Raw genomic sequence first — 14,239 nt, 5'->3', positions numbered from 1 at the left:
GCCGGAGTCGTCTTTCGGCGTCAGTTGTGGGCGGGCACGGTCTCGTCGCCTGCCGCTGCGGGAACCTCCCGGACCGCCTGCCCCTTACGGGGATTGACGAAGAAGAGGACGACCGCGAAGCCGAGCATCAGGACCGCCGCAGGCAGCATCGCCGACTGCGACATGGCGTTCGCGAACGGCTCCTGCACGATCGCCGGCAACTGGCCGCCGTGGAAGCCCTCACCGGTCGGGGCGCCACCCGCGATCCCGATCGTCGACAGTTCGGCGGTGATCCGTGACGTCATCAGCGCACCCATCGCGGCACTACCGAGGACGGCACCGACCTGACGGGTGGTGTTGTAGACGCCCGAGCCGGCACCGACGTGCTCGACGGGCAGGTTCCGCGTCGCGGTCGCTGACAGCGGCGCCCAGATGAATGCATTGGACGCGCCGATGACGGCCATCGGGACCAGGATCTGCCAGACCGGCGTGCTCGGCTTCAGCTCGAGGGCCAGCCAGAAGGCGGACAGCCCGAACAGCAGGAATCCCGGACCCGCGATGTAGCGGGGGTGCGCCTTGTCGACGAGACGTCCGACGAACGGCGCGAGGATGCCGGTCACGATCGCCATCGGCGCCATGAGCAGGGCCGACCGCGTCGGCGACAGGCCGGTCACGCTCTGTGCGTAGAACATGAACGGGAGCATGACGGAGGTGATCGAGAAGCCCATCGTCGCGATGCCGAGGTTCGCGACCGAGAAGTTGCGATCCTTGAACAGCCCCAACGGGACCAGCGGTTCGTCGCGATTGATCTTCTGCCACCACACGAACGCGATCATCACCACGACGCCGGCCCCGATCAGGCCCCACGTGCGAGCGTCCCAGTCGTACGAGTTACCTTCCTGCAGACCGAACACGATGCAGAACAGGCCGATCGCGCTGAGCGCGACGCCGATCAGGTCGAACTTGTGGTTGTTCGTCGGCAACGCCGGCACCAGGCGCCACGCCAGGACGAATCCGACGATGCCGACCGGAACGTTGACAATGAAGATCCACTGCCAGCCGAGGTTGTCGACGAGCACACCACCGAGGATCGGACCGACGAGGGTCGCGACGCCGGCAACCGAGCCCCACAGCCCCATCGCGGTACCGCGCTTGTCGGGCGGGAAGATTCGCGTGATGACCGCCATCGTCTGCGGAGTCATCATCGCCGCGCCGAGTCCCTGGAAGACGCGAGCGACGATGAGCATCTCGACACCGCCGGACAGGCCGCACCACAGGGACGCGAGGGTGAAGACGACCAGGCCGGTCAGGTACAGGTTCTTGGGCCCGAACCGGTCGCCGAGGCGTCCGGTCACCAGCAGCGGCACCGCGTACGCGAGCAGGTATGCGCTCGTCACCCAGACGACCGCATTGACGTCGGCGTCCAGTTCCGCGGCAATGACCGGATTGGCGACGGCGACGATGGTGCTGTCGACGAGGATCATGAAGAAGCCGAGGCAGAGGGCCCACAGCGCCGGCCACGGCCGGAAGTCGGTTTTCATCGGTTGTCCTTCTGGTCTGCGAGCCTCGCGGACTCGAGGAGGTCGTCCGTCACCCACGGCATGCCACCGCTGCGGACGCGGTCGGCGAGCGTGCGCAGCCAGTCGAGTTCGGCCTGCGTCATCGTCCGGGTGTACGAGAACGGGATGGTGAACAGTTCCGGAACCTCTCGTACTCGCGCTAACTCGAACAGTTCGTCGAGTTCGGCGAGGTCGGCGACGAGAGCGTCGATCCGGCGCTCGAGCAGTGCCAGGGCCTGGTCGGATTCGAGGTTGTGCAACTCCGCGAGCCCCAGCGTGAACAGGGGGTACTCCGGTACCGGGGCCGCGACGATCTCGGCTACCCGCTCGCGCACCGCGCGTCGCCCCGCGACGGTGATCTCGTAGGTGGTTCGCTCCGGCCTGTTGCCCTGCCGGTCCGTGCCCAGCACCATCACCATTCCGTCGCGTTCGAGTCGCTCGACGGCGTGGTACAGCGAACCCGGGCGGACCTTGACAATGCGGTCCTTCCGGCGGGCGACGAGGAGTTGGTACATCTCGTACGGGTGCATGGGTCGCTCGAACAGCAGCGCGAGCACCGAGATCCCGAGGGGTGTGGCCGATCGCGGAAGCACCGTCACCACCCCACTTCCACATCAAATATTCCGCGTGGAATATACGGCCGCGCGGACCAGCCCGGCAATGCCGTTCACGGCCTGTGACGAGGAACACCGCCCTCAGACGCGTCAGCCGAACGCCGCGGGATCCGGGCCGATTCGCCCGTCCGGCGAGTCCAGCGAACTGATCGCGAACATGTCGTCGGCGGTCAATTCGAAATCGAAGACGTCGAAGTTGCTCGCGATGCGGGCCGGGGTCACCGACTTGGGGATGACGACGTTGCCGAGCTGGATGTGCCAGCGCAGGACGATCTGCGCCGGCGTCCGGTCGTGCGCCTCGGCGAGTGCACGGATCGTCGCATTCCCGAGGGTGGTGCCCTGCCCCAGCGGACTCCACGCCTCCGTCACGATGCCCATGTCGGCGTGCACCGAGCGCAGGTGCGACTGCGTGAACTCGGGGTGCAACTCGATCTGGTTGAGCGCGGGCGCCTCCCCGACCGCCTCGACCAGCCGCTCCAGATTCTGCGCGGTGAAGTTGGAGACGCCGATCGAACGGATCCGGCCGTCCGCCTTCAGCTGCTGGAACGCCTTGAACGTGTCGATGTACCGGTCCTGGGCTGGGGCGGGCCAGTGGATCAGATACAGGTCGAGGTACTCGAGCCCCAGCCGCGCCAGGCTGTCGTCGAACGCCCGCATCGTCGAGTCGTAGCCCTGGTCGGCGTTCCACAGCTTGGTGGTGACGAACAGGTCCTCCCGGGCGAGGCCGGAGTCCGCGAGCGCCCGCCCCGTCCCGGACTCGTTCTCGTAGATGCGGGCGGTGTCGATACTTCGATATCCCACCTTCAACGCCTCGGAGACGGCGGTGTACGCCTGGTCGTCGGGCACCTGGAAGACCCCGAAACCCAATTGTGGAATCGAATTGCCGTCGCCCAGTGGGACGGCAGGCACGGAACCGATGGAAGTCATATTCGGGCAACCAGCGCGGCGCCCCTGTGTGTTCCCGCGATCTCAGCACGTGGACACCGCGGCTGCCGTTGCGCGACGCCCGCGGCGAGGCCTACGTTCGATCCGAGTGGTCTGATCCTCCGAGAGGGGCGGGCAATGAACCTCGGCTACCGGTTGGCGTACCGACTCGGCTTCACGCCGTGGGAAGGGGCCGGGCGCCACACCTTCGCCGAACAACTCCGGGCGCTGCTCGACGCCGTCGCACCGCCGGCGGCCGGTGCAAAGGCCCTGGACCTCGGCTGCGGCACCGGCGATCACTCGATCGAGCTCGGAATCCGCGGGTGGTCGGTCACCGCGGTCGACTCCGTTCCCCTCGCGATCGAACGGGCGCGCGCCAAGCTGCCCATCGCCGGCGCCGACGTGAAGTTCGTGCTCGGCGATGTCACCAACCTGCCGGCGTATGCCGACAGCGGATATGCCCTGGCGCTCGACATCGGCTGCTTCCACGGCCTCACCGACGATCAGCGCACCGCATACGGCAACGGGCTGACCGCGGTCACCGAACCCGGCGCCGAACTCTTGATGTTCTCCTTCTCCCCCGGACGGCGTGGCCCGCTGCCGCGCGGCGCGTCCCGCGGCGACGTCGAACGGGCACTGGGCGGGTGGACCGTCGTCGGCGACGACGCAATGGACACCACCGGGGCACCGGGGCTCCTCGCGAAGGCCGAGCCGAGATTCTTCCGACTCGTCCGCAGCTGACCTCGCCGGAACATTTCGCTATGCGAACGGGTTGACGTCGAGGTGACGCCCAAGCTCTCCGTACTCGACCTGTCCCCCATCGCCAAGGGATCCACCGTCGGCCACGCGCTCCGCAACACGCTCGAGTTGGCCCGTGCCACCGAGAAGCTCGGCTATCACCGGTTCTGGCTGGCCGAACACCACTCGATGCCGGGCATCGCCAGCTCCGCGCCGGCGGTGATGATCGGGCAGGTTGCCGCGGTCACCGACACCATGCGGGTCGGGTCCGGCGGCGTGATGCTGCCCAACCACGCGCCGCTCGTCGTCGCCGAGCAGTTCGGCACCCTCGACGCGCTGTACCCGGACAGGATCGACCTGGGCATCGGCCGCGCGCCCGGCACCGACCAGGTGACCGCGCACGCGCTGCGCCGACAGGCCGACCCACTGAACGCCGACGAGTTCCCGCAGCAGCTTGCGCACCTACGGGCGTTCTTCGACGACGGTTTCCCCGCCGACCACCCGTACGCGGCGATCACCGCGGTTCCCGGTCTCGGTGCCGAGGTCGCGGTGTGGCTGCTCGGGTCGAGCACCTACAGCGCCCAGGTCGCCGGCCTCCTCGGACTCCCGTTCGCCTTCGCGCGCCACTTCTCGCCCGCCCAGACGATGCCGGCGCTGCGCGCCTACCGGGAGTCGTTCCGGCCGTCGGAGGTGCTCGACGAGCCCTACGCGATGGTGACGGTCACCGTGATGGCGGCGGACGACGACGACCGCGCCCGCTACCTGGCCGCCCCGATGAAGCTGTCGATGGCCCGGCTGCGCGCAAACGATCCCGACCAGTTCCCCAGCCCCGAGGAGGCCGCGGCGAATCCGCTCACGCCGGAACAGGAACGGCTCATCGCGGGCTCGTCGGCCGCCTACATCGTCGGCGGGCCGCGGAAGGTCCACAACGAGCTGGACGCGCTGGTGGAACTGACCGGCGCGGACGAGATCATGATCGGATCGACGATGTTCGACCTCGCCGACCGGATCCGCAGCTACGAGATCTGCGCCGAATGGGGCGACATGTCGGTCACCGGAAACCGGTCTCGGCCCGTGGAATAGCCGCCGAAAAGCGATGCAGGCCACAAGATACTCGTGGTGGCAACCCTGCCGAACTGCTGCTGGCGGTCAGAGCCCCACCAGCTTCTCCGACAATTCCCACAGCGCGGCCGCGGTCTCCGGGTCCACGGCGTGCTCGGCTGCTCGACCGACCCGGCAGTCGGAGAGATACAGGGCGCTCTCGGACGTGAGTCCGGGGGCGCTGGCCGCCCACACCGACGTGGCCGCCGCCGCGGGGATCGACTTGAGGTTCGCGAGCAGGCCCGGTTTGCCGGCACTCATCCGCTTCATCTCGGCGAAGTCGTCGCGGGACATGTGCCGGGACAACCCGGTGGCGCACACCCCGGGATGCACCGCGAACGCGTGAATGCCGTTGTCCGCGTGGCGCCGTTGGAGTTCGACGGTCATCAGGACGTTGCCCGCCTTGGACTGCCCGTACGCGACGAACTTGTCGTACCGGCGCTCCAGGAAGTTCGGATCGACCAGGTCCACCGCGTGCGCCCGGTGCGCGTCGGACGACACCGTCACCACCCGTGACGCCGACCCGGACCGCTCCGCCGCGGATCGCAGGTTCGGCAGCAGCGACGTGGTCAGCAGGAAGTGGCCCAGATGGTTGGTCCCGAACTGCAACTCGAACCCGTCGGTGGTCCGCGCGAACGGCGTGTACATCACCCCCGCGTTGTTGATCAGCAGGTCGATCGGTTGCGCTTCGAGACGGTCGACCGCGCCACGGATGCTCGAGAGATCCGCCAGATCCACTGCGACGGAGGACAGTTTCGCGTCGGAGACGGTTTCCCGAATCCCGTCGGCCACGGCCGACGCGGCGTCACCGTCGCGCGCCGCGAGGATCACCGCGGCACCGGACGCCGCCAACGCGCGGGCCGTCTCGCCACCGAGACCACTCGTCACGCCGGTCACCAACGCCGTGCGGCCGGCGAGGTCGATGCCGGAGAGGACGTCGTCAGTGGTGGACTCGGACCCGAAGCCGTTCATTCCCATGGCAGTTCCTTCCAGTCGGTCGACACCCGCGCGGACCATTCGGGGTCCCGGCGGTCGAGGAAGGCACGCACGCCCTCGGCCGCGTCGGCGGTGCCCATCACCCGGTGATGCAGTTCGGTCTCGTAGTCGGCGACCTGCTGCGGCGTGAATCCGTGCCGGGCGGCGTCCCACAGCAGGCGCTTACTCAGAGCCGCCGACATCGGCGCCACGTTGGTGGCGATGTCGTGCGCCGTCGCGAGCGCGGCCGGCAGGACCTCGTCGGCGGGTAGGCTGCGGCTCGCGATGCCCAACCGGACCGCCTCGCGGCCGTCGAACGTCCTTCCCGTGAGCAGGATCTCGGCGGCCGCGGCCATGCCCGCCGCTCGCGGCACCGTCCAGTGCGACATCGCGTCCGGGACGACGCCGCGGCGCACCTGCGGGATCGCGTACTTCGCGTCGTCGGCGACGATGCGGATGTCGGCCTGCATCGCGAGGGTGAGGCCGATGCCGATCGCGTGCCCGTTCACTGCTGCGATCACCGGCTTGCGCAGGTCGAACGCGGGCGGATCGACCGGGGACGCGCTGAACCCCTCTTCCGTCGGTGCGGCGAACGTACCGCTGCCGGCCGTCAGGTCGGCGCCCGCACAGAACGCGGGCGGTGTCCCGGTGAGCACCAGGACCCGGACGGCGTCGTCCTCGTCGAGCTCCCGGTACAGCGCGCCCAGTCGACGTCCCATCTCGCCGGTGAAGGCGTTGCGCTGCCGCGGTCGATGCAGCGTGAGGACCGCGACACCGTCGGCGATCTCGACCAGGACGCTCACCGCGCGAGCGCCTTCACCGCCGCGACCAGTTCGGCGATGTGCTTCTCGCGCACCGGATATCCGGGGAAGTAGCAGCACACCCGGTCGGCGTGAGCGCCGAACCGCGCGACGATCTGCGCGGCGCACTCCTCGGGCGTGCCGTGCACAGCCAGGGTCGTGAGCATCGTGTCGTCGATCAGGTCGGTCATGGCCGCGAACTCGCCCTGCTTCGACAGCCCGTTGAGCCGCGGTTGCAGATCCGCCCACCCCTCGACCTCGAGGACCGGCCGATACGCGGGCGTGGACCCGTAGAACGCGAGCAGCCCCCGCACGCCCCGCGACGCCGCGTCGAGCTCCTCCGGGGTTCGGCCGACACCGACGATCACCTGCGGGTAGATCGCGAGGTCCTCGCGGCCACGTCGACCCCGCTCGAGGCCCTCCTCCACCGCCGGCAGCGTCCGCTCCCGGAAGTGCCGGACGCTGTTGAAGGGCATCACCAGCAGCCCGTCGGCCACCTCCGCGGCGGTGCGGGTCATCAGCGGGCCGAGCGCGCCGAGGCAGATCGGTGGCGGACCGTACGGGTTGGGACCGGGATCGAAGGTCGGCGGCATCAGCGTGTGGGTGGTGAACTCGCCCTCGAAGCGCAACCGCGACTTGCCCTCCCACGCATCGAAGATCGCCTTCAGTGCGAGCACCGTCTCCCGCATCCGCGCGGCGGGACGCGACCACTGCGCGCCGTACCGCTTCTCGATGTGCGGGCGGATCTGGGAACCGAGGCCGAGCCGGAACCGGCCACGGCTCAGCGTCTGCAGGTCGTACGCGGTGTGCGCGAGGTGCATCGGACTGCGCGGCAATGCGATCGCCACGTTCGTCATCAGGTCCACATCCACCGCGGCCGCCGCCGCGACCAGCGGCAGGAACACGTCGTGCGGGCCCTCGAACGTGAACAGCCCGTCCACGCCGAGCGCGACAAGCTCACGAGCCCGTCGGGCCGCGTCCTCAGGTCGCCCGTCGAGCTGGACGTCGATCTTCACGGGCGCCCTTCTTCCGAGGTCGTGTCGAGACCGGATCCGTGGCACGCGAGGACGTGCAGTGCGTCGCCCAGTGCGACCGCGAAGGCGTCGGACTCCCTGCCGCCTTTGAACAGCCCGCGCACCGACGTGGTCCCGGTGAGGATCTCGAACAGGATGGACGCGTCCACGGGCGCGGGAATCTCACCGCGCTCGGCGGCCAGCTCGAGACGGGCCGCGAACGACTCGAACGCGGGAGCCTGCCGCGCGAGCAGGCGGGCTCGATCGACGTCGGACCGGGCGTCGCCCAGCAGACCGGGGATTCCCGCACGGGCCGCGGGACTGGAGGCACGGGCCACGAACGCGCTCGCCCAGGCGCGCAGGTCGGCGCGCAGGTCGTCGGTCGCCTCGGGGAGCCCGTCGGCGGCGGGGCCGTGGATGGCGTCCTCGATCAACGCCTCACGGCTGGGCCAGCGACGGTAGATCGCGGGTGTGCTCACCTCGGCCCGTCGCGCGATGGCCATGAGCGTTGTCTGTTGGTACCCGACTTCGCCGAGCAATCCTCGGGCCGCAACGAGGACCGCATGATCCTTGCCGGGGTCCCGCGGCCGACCGACACGGGGAGCGTTCGCGTTCATTACATTTCATGCTAGGACGTTACTTCGGCTCCCGAAGCGAATCCGCGAAAACGACCGGTCCGGCCCGGCAGGGCGGCACCGGCCCACGGCGACCACCGCTCCACCAGGGATAATCTCCCCGTGACTGCAACCCTGCGCATCTCCGACCTCTCCGCGTCCCGAGGCGAGCGCATGCTCTTCTCCGGACTCGATCTGACCATCGCCCCCGGCGACGTCGTCGGTCTGGTCGGCGCCAACGGAGCAGGCAAATCGACGCTTCTGACGACGCTCGCCGGCGTCGGCAACGCCGACGTCACCGGAACCGTCACGCTGAGCCCGCCCGACGCGACCATCGGGTACCTCGCGCAGGAACCCGATCGCATTCCCGGTGAGACGATCCTCGCGTTCCTCGGCCGCAGGACCGGCGTCACCGCCGCCGAATCGGCGATGAACGCGGCCGCCGAGTCGCTCGCCGAGGGCGGCGAGGACCTCTACTCCCCCGCCCTGGACCGCTGGCTGGCGCTCGGCGGTGCCGACCTCGCCGAGCGCGCCGAACAGGTGCTGGCCGACCTCGGCCTCGACGTCACCGGGGACGCGCACATGACGGACCTGTCGGGCGGTCAGGCCGCCCGGGCCGGACTGGCATCGCTGCTGTTGTCCCGGTACGACGTGCTGCTGCTGGACGAGCCGACCAACGACCTCGACCTGCCCGGCCTCGAACAACTCGAACGGTTCGTCGACGAGACCCGCACCGCGCTCGTGGTCGTCAGCCACGATCGAGAGTTCTTGGCGCGCACCGTGACCGGGATCGTCGAACTCGACCTCGCGCAGCAGCAGATCGCGGTGTACGACGGCGGCTACGAGGCCTACCTCGTGGAGCGCGCGGTGGCCCGCCGGCACGCGCGCGAGGCGTACGACGAGTACGCGGGCAACCTCTCGGCACTGCAGGACCGCGCCCAGATGCAGCGCAACTGGCTCGAACACGGCGTCCGCAATGCCCGCCGCAAGGCCAAGAACGGCGACCCCGACAAGATGGGCCGCAAGGCACGCGCCGAGTCCACCGAGAAGCAGGCCGCGAAGGCCCGGCAGACCCAGCGGCGCATCGAACGGCTCGAGGTGGTCGAGGAGCCGCGCAAGGAGTGGGATCTGCGGATGGAGATCGCCTCGGCGCCCCGCAGCGGTGCCGTGGTCGCGACGCTCGGCGGCGCCGTCGTTCGACGTGAAACGTTCACCTTCGGCCCGGTGAGCGCCCAAGTCGATTGGGGTGACCGGATTCTCGTCACCGGGCCGAACGGGTCCGGGAAGTCGACGCTGCTGCAGGTCCTCCTCGGCAAGCTGACACCCGACGAGGGCACGACCACGCTGGGCTCCGGCGTCGCGGTCGGCGAGATCGATCAGGCGCGTGGACTTTTCGAAGGGGACGAGGCGCTCGCCGAGGCGTTCGGTGCACAGGTTCCGGACTGGCCGGAGGCGGACGTCCGCACCCTGTTGGCGAAGTTCGGCCTCAAGGGCCACCACGTGCTGCGGCCCGCGTCGTCGCTGTCACCGGGCGAACGCACCCGCGCAGCCCTGGCGCTGCTCCAGGCACGCGGGGTGAACCTGCTGGTGCTCGACGAACCGACCAACCACCTCGACCTGCCGGCGATCGAGCAGCTCGAGCAGGCGATGGAATCGTTCACCGGCACACTGCTGCTGGTCACCCACGACCGCCGGATGCTGGACACGATGCGCCACACCCGACGCTGGCGGATGGAGGACGGCCGGCTCAGCGAGTAGAGGCACTACGTGCCCGTGCGCCTTTTCGGTAGGGCGAGTTCAATCGGTCGTTGCAACATCCCTGATCCTGGAGGGTGTTGCAGATGGTGTGGATCGGTCGGCCGCCGGCGCCGGCGCATGCTCGGCTGAAGTTCTGGCAGTGCCGTAGCGAGGGCGCGTCGACGGCAGCGGCCGCGGGTGCGGCATCGGTGGCGTATTCGACGGCGCAGCGGTGGCTGGTGGCGTCCGGTGGGGTTCGTCCCCGCCGGACGCCACCACCGTCGGGCCGGTACCTGTCCCTCGAGGATCGTGAGACGCTCTCCGAACTGCTGCAGGCCGGAAAGAAGCAACACGAGATCGCCGCGGCGTTGGGGCGGTCCCCGTCGACGATCAGCCGAGAGATCGCCCGGGGCACGAACAAGCGTGGCTACTACATCGCCTCCACAGCGCACCGGGCCGCCCAAGCGCGGGCGAAACGACCGAAACCAGCGAAGCTGAACTCGTGCGAGCGGCTGCGGACGTTCGTGCAGTCCCGGCTCGGGAAGAATCATTCTCCGGAGCAGATCTCACGCGCCTTGGTGCGTGAGTTCCCCGACGATCCGGAGATGCGTGTGTCCCACGAAACGATCTACCTCTCGCTCTATGTCCAGGCCCGCGGAGGACTCAAACGGGAACTGACACAGCATCTTCGGACCGGAAGGGTGTTGCGTCAGGGTAGCCGCAAGCCCGACGAGCGGCGGGGCCGGATCCCCGACATGATCAACATTTCCGAGCGTCCCGCCGAGGCCGGGGACCGGGCCGTGCCCGGCCACTGGGAGGGCGATCTGATCATGGGTGCCGGCAACCGGTCCGCGATCGGCACCCTGGTCGAACGTTCCACCCGGTTCGTGATGCTGCTGCACCTGCCCGACGGTCACTCCGCCGAACACGTCAACGTCGCGATGGCCGCCAAGATCCGGGAACTGCCCGCTGCACTGGCCCGCTCGATCACCTGGGACCAGGGCACCGAGATGACCCGGCACGCCCAGTTCACCGTCGACACCGGCGTCCAGGTCTACTTCTGCGACCCCCGCTCACCCTGGCAGCGCGGCTCGAACGAGAACACCAACGGACTGCTGCGCCAGTACTTCCCCAAGGGCACCGACCTGGCCGTTCACACCGCCGAGCGCCTGCAGTTCGTCGCCGACGAACTCAACGAACGGCCCCGCAAGACGCTCGACTGGCATACTCCAGCCGAGCGTCTCGACGAGGCCCTCGTTGCAACGACCGCATGAATCCGCCTAGCGGACACCACCAGAAAGGCGCACAGGCGCGCAGCGCCTATCCCAGCAGACCCTGCCCCAGGTACTCGCCCTCGCGGCATCCCGGCGGGATCGCGAACACCGCGGAGCCGACGGGAGTCGACCACCGGTTGAACATGTCCGCCTCGGCGAGACGCTGCTGCACCGGCAGGTACTGGACGTCGACGTCGGCCTGGTAGGCGACGAAGATCAACCCGGAGTCGGATATCCCCACACCGTCGGGGGCCTCGTCGTAGTTGTACGCGCGCCGCAGGAACCTCTCCCGCGGAGCCATCGGCCGGGCCCGCGCGATGTGCGAGAACTCGGGGATGACCCTCAGCCCGCCCGGGCCGACCGCCTCGAAATCCGGTGCGTCGTGCTCCGAGTCACCGGTCAGCGGCGAACCGTCGGACATCCGGCGTCCCATCACCTCGTCCCGGCCGGGGCTGTCGAGTTCGTCCCAACCGTCGAGGTCGAGGTGAATGCGGCGGATGACGACCGACGTGCCGCCCGCCATCCACGCCTGCTCGGCGCCGTCGTTCCAGACGACGTCGGTGAAGTCGCCGCTGCCCGCCTGGGGGTTGATGGTGCCGTCGACCTGACCCATCAGGTTGCGCATCGTGGTGCCCTCGGGTTCGCTGCCCCGAGCGCGGCGGAACCCGCGCTGCACCCAACGGACGGATGCGGTGTTGCGCGCGTCCTTGAGCAGCACGCGCACCGCGTGCGCGACCGTGACCGGATCGTCGGAGCCCACCTGAAGCAGGACGTCGCCGTCGTTCCACCGTGGCTCGAGCTTGTCGATCTCGAACGGCGGCAACGGTTTGCACCACGACGGCCGACGGTCCTCGAGGCCCGCGGCGTGGAACACCCCCGGCCCGAATCCGACCGTGACGGTCAGCCGGGCCGGGGCCGTCGCGAGTTCGGCCTCGGTGTCGGCGAGCGCACCCCGCCCGGCGGTCAGCCGGGCGGCGTCGTCGGTCCAGACCCTCATCATCCGAACCAACGCGGCGCGGTCGGTCCCAGGCTCGAGATCGAGGCCGACGAACGTGGTGTGTGCGGGCGGCGGCGTCTCGATCCCCGCCTGGTGCTCCCCGTGGAACGGCACGGTCGGCGAGACGGATTCGGCCTTCGCGGGGCGCGCGGTGACCGCGCCCGCGCCCCAGCCGAGGCCGACGCCGCCGACTGCGACGGCGCCGGCCCCGAGGAGACGACGACGGCTGATGTCAGCCACTGTGCGCCTCACCGTGGCCCTGGTTCTGCATGTCGCCGTGGCCCTCACTCGGTGCCGGGCTCGGGCTCGGGGCCTGGCTCGGTGCCTCGCCGTGCGAGCCGTAGCTCTCCCGCGCGCCGGTGAAGTCGCGGACCTGCGACGTGATCTCCGTGGTGGCGCCGTCGGAGAACTTCAACGTGAACGACACGTCGGTGCCGGCCTGGACCGGGGCAGGCAGGTCGAACAGCATGATGTGGTCGGCGCCAGGCTTGAGCACGTACGTGTCGTGGGCCTTGATGGTCATGCCTCCGTCCTTCTCTCGCATCTTCATCGCACCGGTGCCGTCCGGCGCCATCTCGTGCAGTTCGACACGCGGCGAGGCCGAGGACGTGGCGGAGACGAGCGTGACGTCGTTGTCGGAGTCGTTGTGAATGGTGCCGAACAGCGCGGTCATGCCGCCGTCGGCCGCCTTGACCCACGAGTCCTGCACCGTGATCGACGCGGCGTCGGTCGTCTTCGCGTCGTCCTTCGAGTCGCTGCTGCATCCCGCGAGCGTGAGTCCGGCCGCGACGGTGACTCCGACAGCGAGGACGCGGATGCGGGTGAATGCCTTCATGTACGTGTGCCTTTCGTGTGCGGGCGCGCGGCGGCCGTGAGGCACGCGGGCGCTGCCCGGCAGGTATGGCGGGCCGACGGCCCGGGGGAACGCCTCCGGCGCCGGGACGTGCCGACGGGAGCGCGCGCGCCGACGACGGTGGCGTCGTGACGCGGTGAAGTGAGACCTCAGCAGTAGGCGGGAGGACCCCGGCGCGCGATCGACCCAACGCAGACGAGCTCCGACGCCGGTCGGACGTCGGCGACGGCCCGCGGCAGCGCCGGCTCGAGCCGCACCGGCAGGGCAGTGAGGATCCGCGGCAGGATCCGGCGGAGCGCCGCGCAGGCCCGCGGACCGATCCGTTCGGCGGCGGCGATGAGGACGGCGCACACGACCACGGCCGCGGAGTGCGCGAGGAGCATCGCCGCGCTCAGGTGCGAACCCGTGTGCATCCCGGCGTGGGCGTCGCCGAGCGACAGCGCGGTGTGCGAGAGCACCTGGCCAGTGGCCAGCACCGGCACGAGCCAGCGTCGCCGGACGGCGAGAGTGGGCACCGCGGTCACGGCCGCGGCGAGCACCGCCGCGACGCCGCCGAGCAGCAGGAGTGTGACGCCGTGGGGCATGCCTCCGCCGGCCAGTCCGTGCGCACCGATCGCGAGCGCGATGACGGATCCGGCGACGGCGACGCCACGCACCTGGCGTGCGAGCTCCTCACCTGGGCCGATCCGCATGCCCCGAGGTTACTACAGGCCGTCGTACGGAACTGACGTGAGCCTCGCCGAGCATCTGCTTGGTTTGACAGATTGTTGGGTTTTTACAACGATCGATTGCATGAGCCCGGTGCGGCGTGGGGCGAGTCTCCCCATCTTCAATCGCATCGCCGTGCTGCGCGCCGAACGCAAGATGAGCCGTGCGCAGCTCGCCGAGCTGATCGAGGTGAACCCGCAGACCGTGGGTGCGCTCGAGCGTGGCGACCACTACCCGAGCCTCGACCTGGCGCTGCGGATCTGCGCGGTGTTCGAGCTTCCCGTGGAGGCCGTGTTCTCGCGCACCGAATTCGGCCCCCTCAGCACCGAGCTGTACCGAACCGACCGATAAGG

Annotated in this window: 15 protein-coding genes; 5 read left to right on the top strand and 10 right to left on the bottom strand. The window is 69.6% G+C overall.

What is annotated here, in order from left to right; all coding sequences use genetic code 11:
- Positions 1-20: 20 nt before the first annotated feature.
- From ABTV10_RS05440 to ABTV10_RS05430, 3 genes are all read right to left on the bottom strand, one after another.
- Complete coding sequence (locus ABTV10_RS05440) at positions 21-1,520, bottom strand: DHA2 family efflux MFS transporter permease subunit (protein WP_499033062.1); 1,500 nt, start codon at positions 1,518-1,520, stop codon at positions 21-23.
- Complete coding sequence (locus tag ABTV10_RS05435; protein WP_499033061.1) at positions 1,517-2,131, bottom strand: PadR family transcriptional regulator; 615 nt, start codon at positions 2,129-2,131, stop codon at positions 1,517-1,519. Before ABTV10_RS05435 ends, ABTV10_RS05440 begins: the two co-directional genes overlap by 4 nt.
- A 111-nt stretch (positions 2,132-2,242) precedes the next feature.
- Positions 2,243-3,070 (bottom strand): aldo/keto reductase, encoded by an 828-nt coding sequence (locus ABTV10_RS05430; protein ID WP_499035138.1) that lies wholly within the window; start codon positions 3,068-3,070, stop codon positions 2,243-2,245.
- A gap of 144 nt (positions 3,071-3,214) precedes the next feature.
- Between ABTV10_RS05430 and ABTV10_RS05425 the strand changes: the two genes are divergently transcribed.
- Both ABTV10_RS05425 and ABTV10_RS05420 read left to right on the top strand, forming a co-directional pair.
- A complete protein-coding gene (locus tag ABTV10_RS05425; protein ID WP_499033059.1) occupies positions 3,215-3,817 on the top strand; it encodes a class I SAM-dependent methyltransferase in 603 nt (200 codons plus the stop codon).
- A gap of 42 nt (positions 3,818-3,859) precedes the next feature.
- The gene (locus tag ABTV10_RS05420; RefSeq protein WP_499033058.1) at positions 3,860-4,897 is read left to right on the top strand and encodes an LLM class flavin-dependent oxidoreductase; all 1,038 of its coding nucleotides are present in this window, start codon (positions 3,860-3,862) and stop codon (positions 4,895-4,897) included.
- Between the two features lie 66 nt (positions 4,898-4,963).
- Here the strand turns inward: ABTV10_RS05420 and ABTV10_RS05415 are convergent, their stop codons facing one another.
- The 4 genes from ABTV10_RS05415 to ABTV10_RS05400 are packed head-to-tail and all read right to left on the bottom strand — an operon-like array spanning position 4,964 to position 8,320.
- A complete protein-coding gene (locus tag ABTV10_RS05415) occupies positions 4,964-5,893 on the bottom strand; it encodes an SDR family NAD(P)-dependent oxidoreductase (RefSeq protein WP_499033056.1) in 930 nt (309 codons plus the stop codon).
- The gene (locus ABTV10_RS05410; RefSeq protein WP_499033055.1) at positions 5,884-6,693 is read right to left on the bottom strand and encodes an enoyl-CoA hydratase/isomerase family protein; all 810 of its coding nucleotides are present in this window, start codon (positions 6,691-6,693) and stop codon (positions 5,884-5,886) included. Before ABTV10_RS05410 ends, ABTV10_RS05415 begins: the two co-directional genes overlap by 10 nt.
- Positions 6,690-7,706, bottom strand: coding sequence for a TIGR03617 family F420-dependent LLM class oxidoreductase (locus ABTV10_RS05405; protein WP_499033054.1), 1,017 nt, complete (start codon positions 7,704-7,706; stop codon positions 6,690-6,692). The genes ABTV10_RS05410 and ABTV10_RS05405 overlap by 4 nt, the downstream gene beginning before the upstream one ends.
- A complete protein-coding gene (locus tag ABTV10_RS05400; protein WP_499033051.1) occupies positions 7,703-8,320 on the bottom strand; it encodes a TetR/AcrR family transcriptional regulator in 618 nt (205 codons plus the stop codon). The genes ABTV10_RS05405 and ABTV10_RS05400 overlap by 4 nt, the downstream gene beginning before the upstream one ends.
- A gap of 120 nt (positions 8,321-8,440) precedes the next feature.
- Here ABTV10_RS05400 and ABTV10_RS05395 point away from each other — a divergent pair, with 120 nt between their 5' ends.
- Positions 8,441-10,075: an ABC-F family ATP-binding cassette domain-containing protein gene (locus ABTV10_RS05395; RefSeq protein WP_499033048.1), complete on the top strand. Its 1,635-nt coding sequence runs from the start codon at positions 8,441-8,443 to the stop codon at positions 10,073-10,075.
- Between the two features lie 83 nt (positions 10,076-10,158).
- Positions 10,159-11,328 carry an IS30 family transposase gene (locus ABTV10_RS05390; protein ID WP_499028866.1) on the top strand — a complete coding sequence of 390 codons (1,170 nt, stop codon included), beginning with the start codon at positions 10,159-10,161 and terminating at the stop codon, positions 11,326-11,328.
- A 46-nt stretch (positions 11,329-11,374) separates the two neighbouring features.
- Here ABTV10_RS05390 and ABTV10_RS05385 read toward each other — a convergent pair whose 3' ends face one another.
- The 3 genes from ABTV10_RS05385 to ABTV10_RS05375 all read right to left on the bottom strand — a co-directional run bounded on the left by ABTV10_RS05385 (position 11,375) and on the right by ABTV10_RS05375 (position 13,870).
- A complete protein-coding gene (locus tag ABTV10_RS05385) occupies positions 11,375-12,565 on the bottom strand; it encodes a Dyp-type peroxidase (RefSeq protein ID WP_499033046.1) in 1,191 nt (396 codons plus the stop codon).
- Positions 12,558-13,160 carry a copper chaperone PCu(A)C gene (locus ABTV10_RS05380; RefSeq protein WP_499033044.1) on the bottom strand — a complete coding sequence of 201 codons (603 nt, stop codon included), beginning with the start codon at positions 13,158-13,160 and terminating at the stop codon, positions 12,558-12,560. Before ABTV10_RS05380 ends, ABTV10_RS05385 begins: the two co-directional genes overlap by 8 nt.
- 167 nt (positions 13,161-13,327) lie before the next feature.
- Positions 13,328-13,870, bottom strand: a complete 543-nt coding sequence (locus ABTV10_RS05375; protein WP_499033043.1) for a hypothetical protein — start codon at positions 13,868-13,870, stop codon at positions 13,328-13,330.
- A 100-nt stretch (positions 13,871-13,970) separates the two neighbouring features.
- Here ABTV10_RS05375 and ABTV10_RS05370 point away from each other — a divergent pair, with 100 nt between their 5' ends.
- Positions 13,971-14,237 (top strand): helix-turn-helix transcriptional regulator, encoded by a 267-nt coding sequence (locus tag ABTV10_RS05370; RefSeq protein ID WP_499033041.1) that lies wholly within the window; start codon positions 13,971-13,973, stop codon positions 14,235-14,237.
- The last annotated feature ends 2 nt before the right edge of the window (positions 14,238-14,239 follow it).

Source organism: Paraburkholderia sp. RHO2 (assembly GCF_050955445.1).
GTDB classification, from domain to species: Bacteria; Actinomycetota; Actinomycetes; order Mycobacteriales; family Mycobacteriaceae; genus Prescottella; species Prescottella agglutinans_A.
This window is presented reverse-complemented; position numbering and strand designations above follow the sequence as displayed.

What these genes read in the sequence shown, in the direction of transcription:
- ABTV10_RS05440 (WP_499033062.1), bottom strand. Translation starts at nt 1,520, where the DNA reads ATGAAAACCGACTTCCGGCCGTGGCCGGCGCTGTGGGCCCTCTGCCTC.
- ABTV10_RS05400 (WP_499033051.1), bottom strand. Translation starts at nt 8,320, where the DNA reads ATGAACGCGAACGCTCCCCGTGTCGGTCGGCCGCGGGACCCCGGCAAG.
- ABTV10_RS05380 (WP_499033044.1), bottom strand. Translation starts at nt 13,160, where the DNA reads ATGAAGGCATTCACCCGCATCCGCGTCCTCGCTGTCGGAGTCACCGTC.
- ABTV10_RS05425 (WP_499033059.1), top strand. Translation starts at nt 3,215, where the DNA reads ATGAACCTCGGCTACCGGTTGGCGTACCGACTCGGCTTCACGCCGTGG.
- ABTV10_RS05375 (WP_499033043.1), bottom strand. Translation starts at nt 13,870, where the DNA reads ATGCGGATCGGCCCAGGTGAGGAGCTCGCACGCCAGGTGCGTGGCGTC.
- ABTV10_RS05415 (WP_499033056.1), bottom strand. Translation starts at nt 5,893, where the DNA reads ATGGGAATGAACGGCTTCGGGTCCGAGTCCACCACTGACGACGTCCTC.
- ABTV10_RS05370 (WP_499033041.1), top strand. Translation starts at nt 13,971, where the DNA reads ATGAGCCCGGTGCGGCGTGGGGCGAGTCTCCCCATCTTCAATCGCATC.
- ABTV10_RS05390 (WP_499028866.1), top strand. Translation starts at nt 10,159, where the DNA reads ATGGTGTGGATCGGTCGGCCGCCGGCGCCGGCGCATGCTCGGCTGAAG.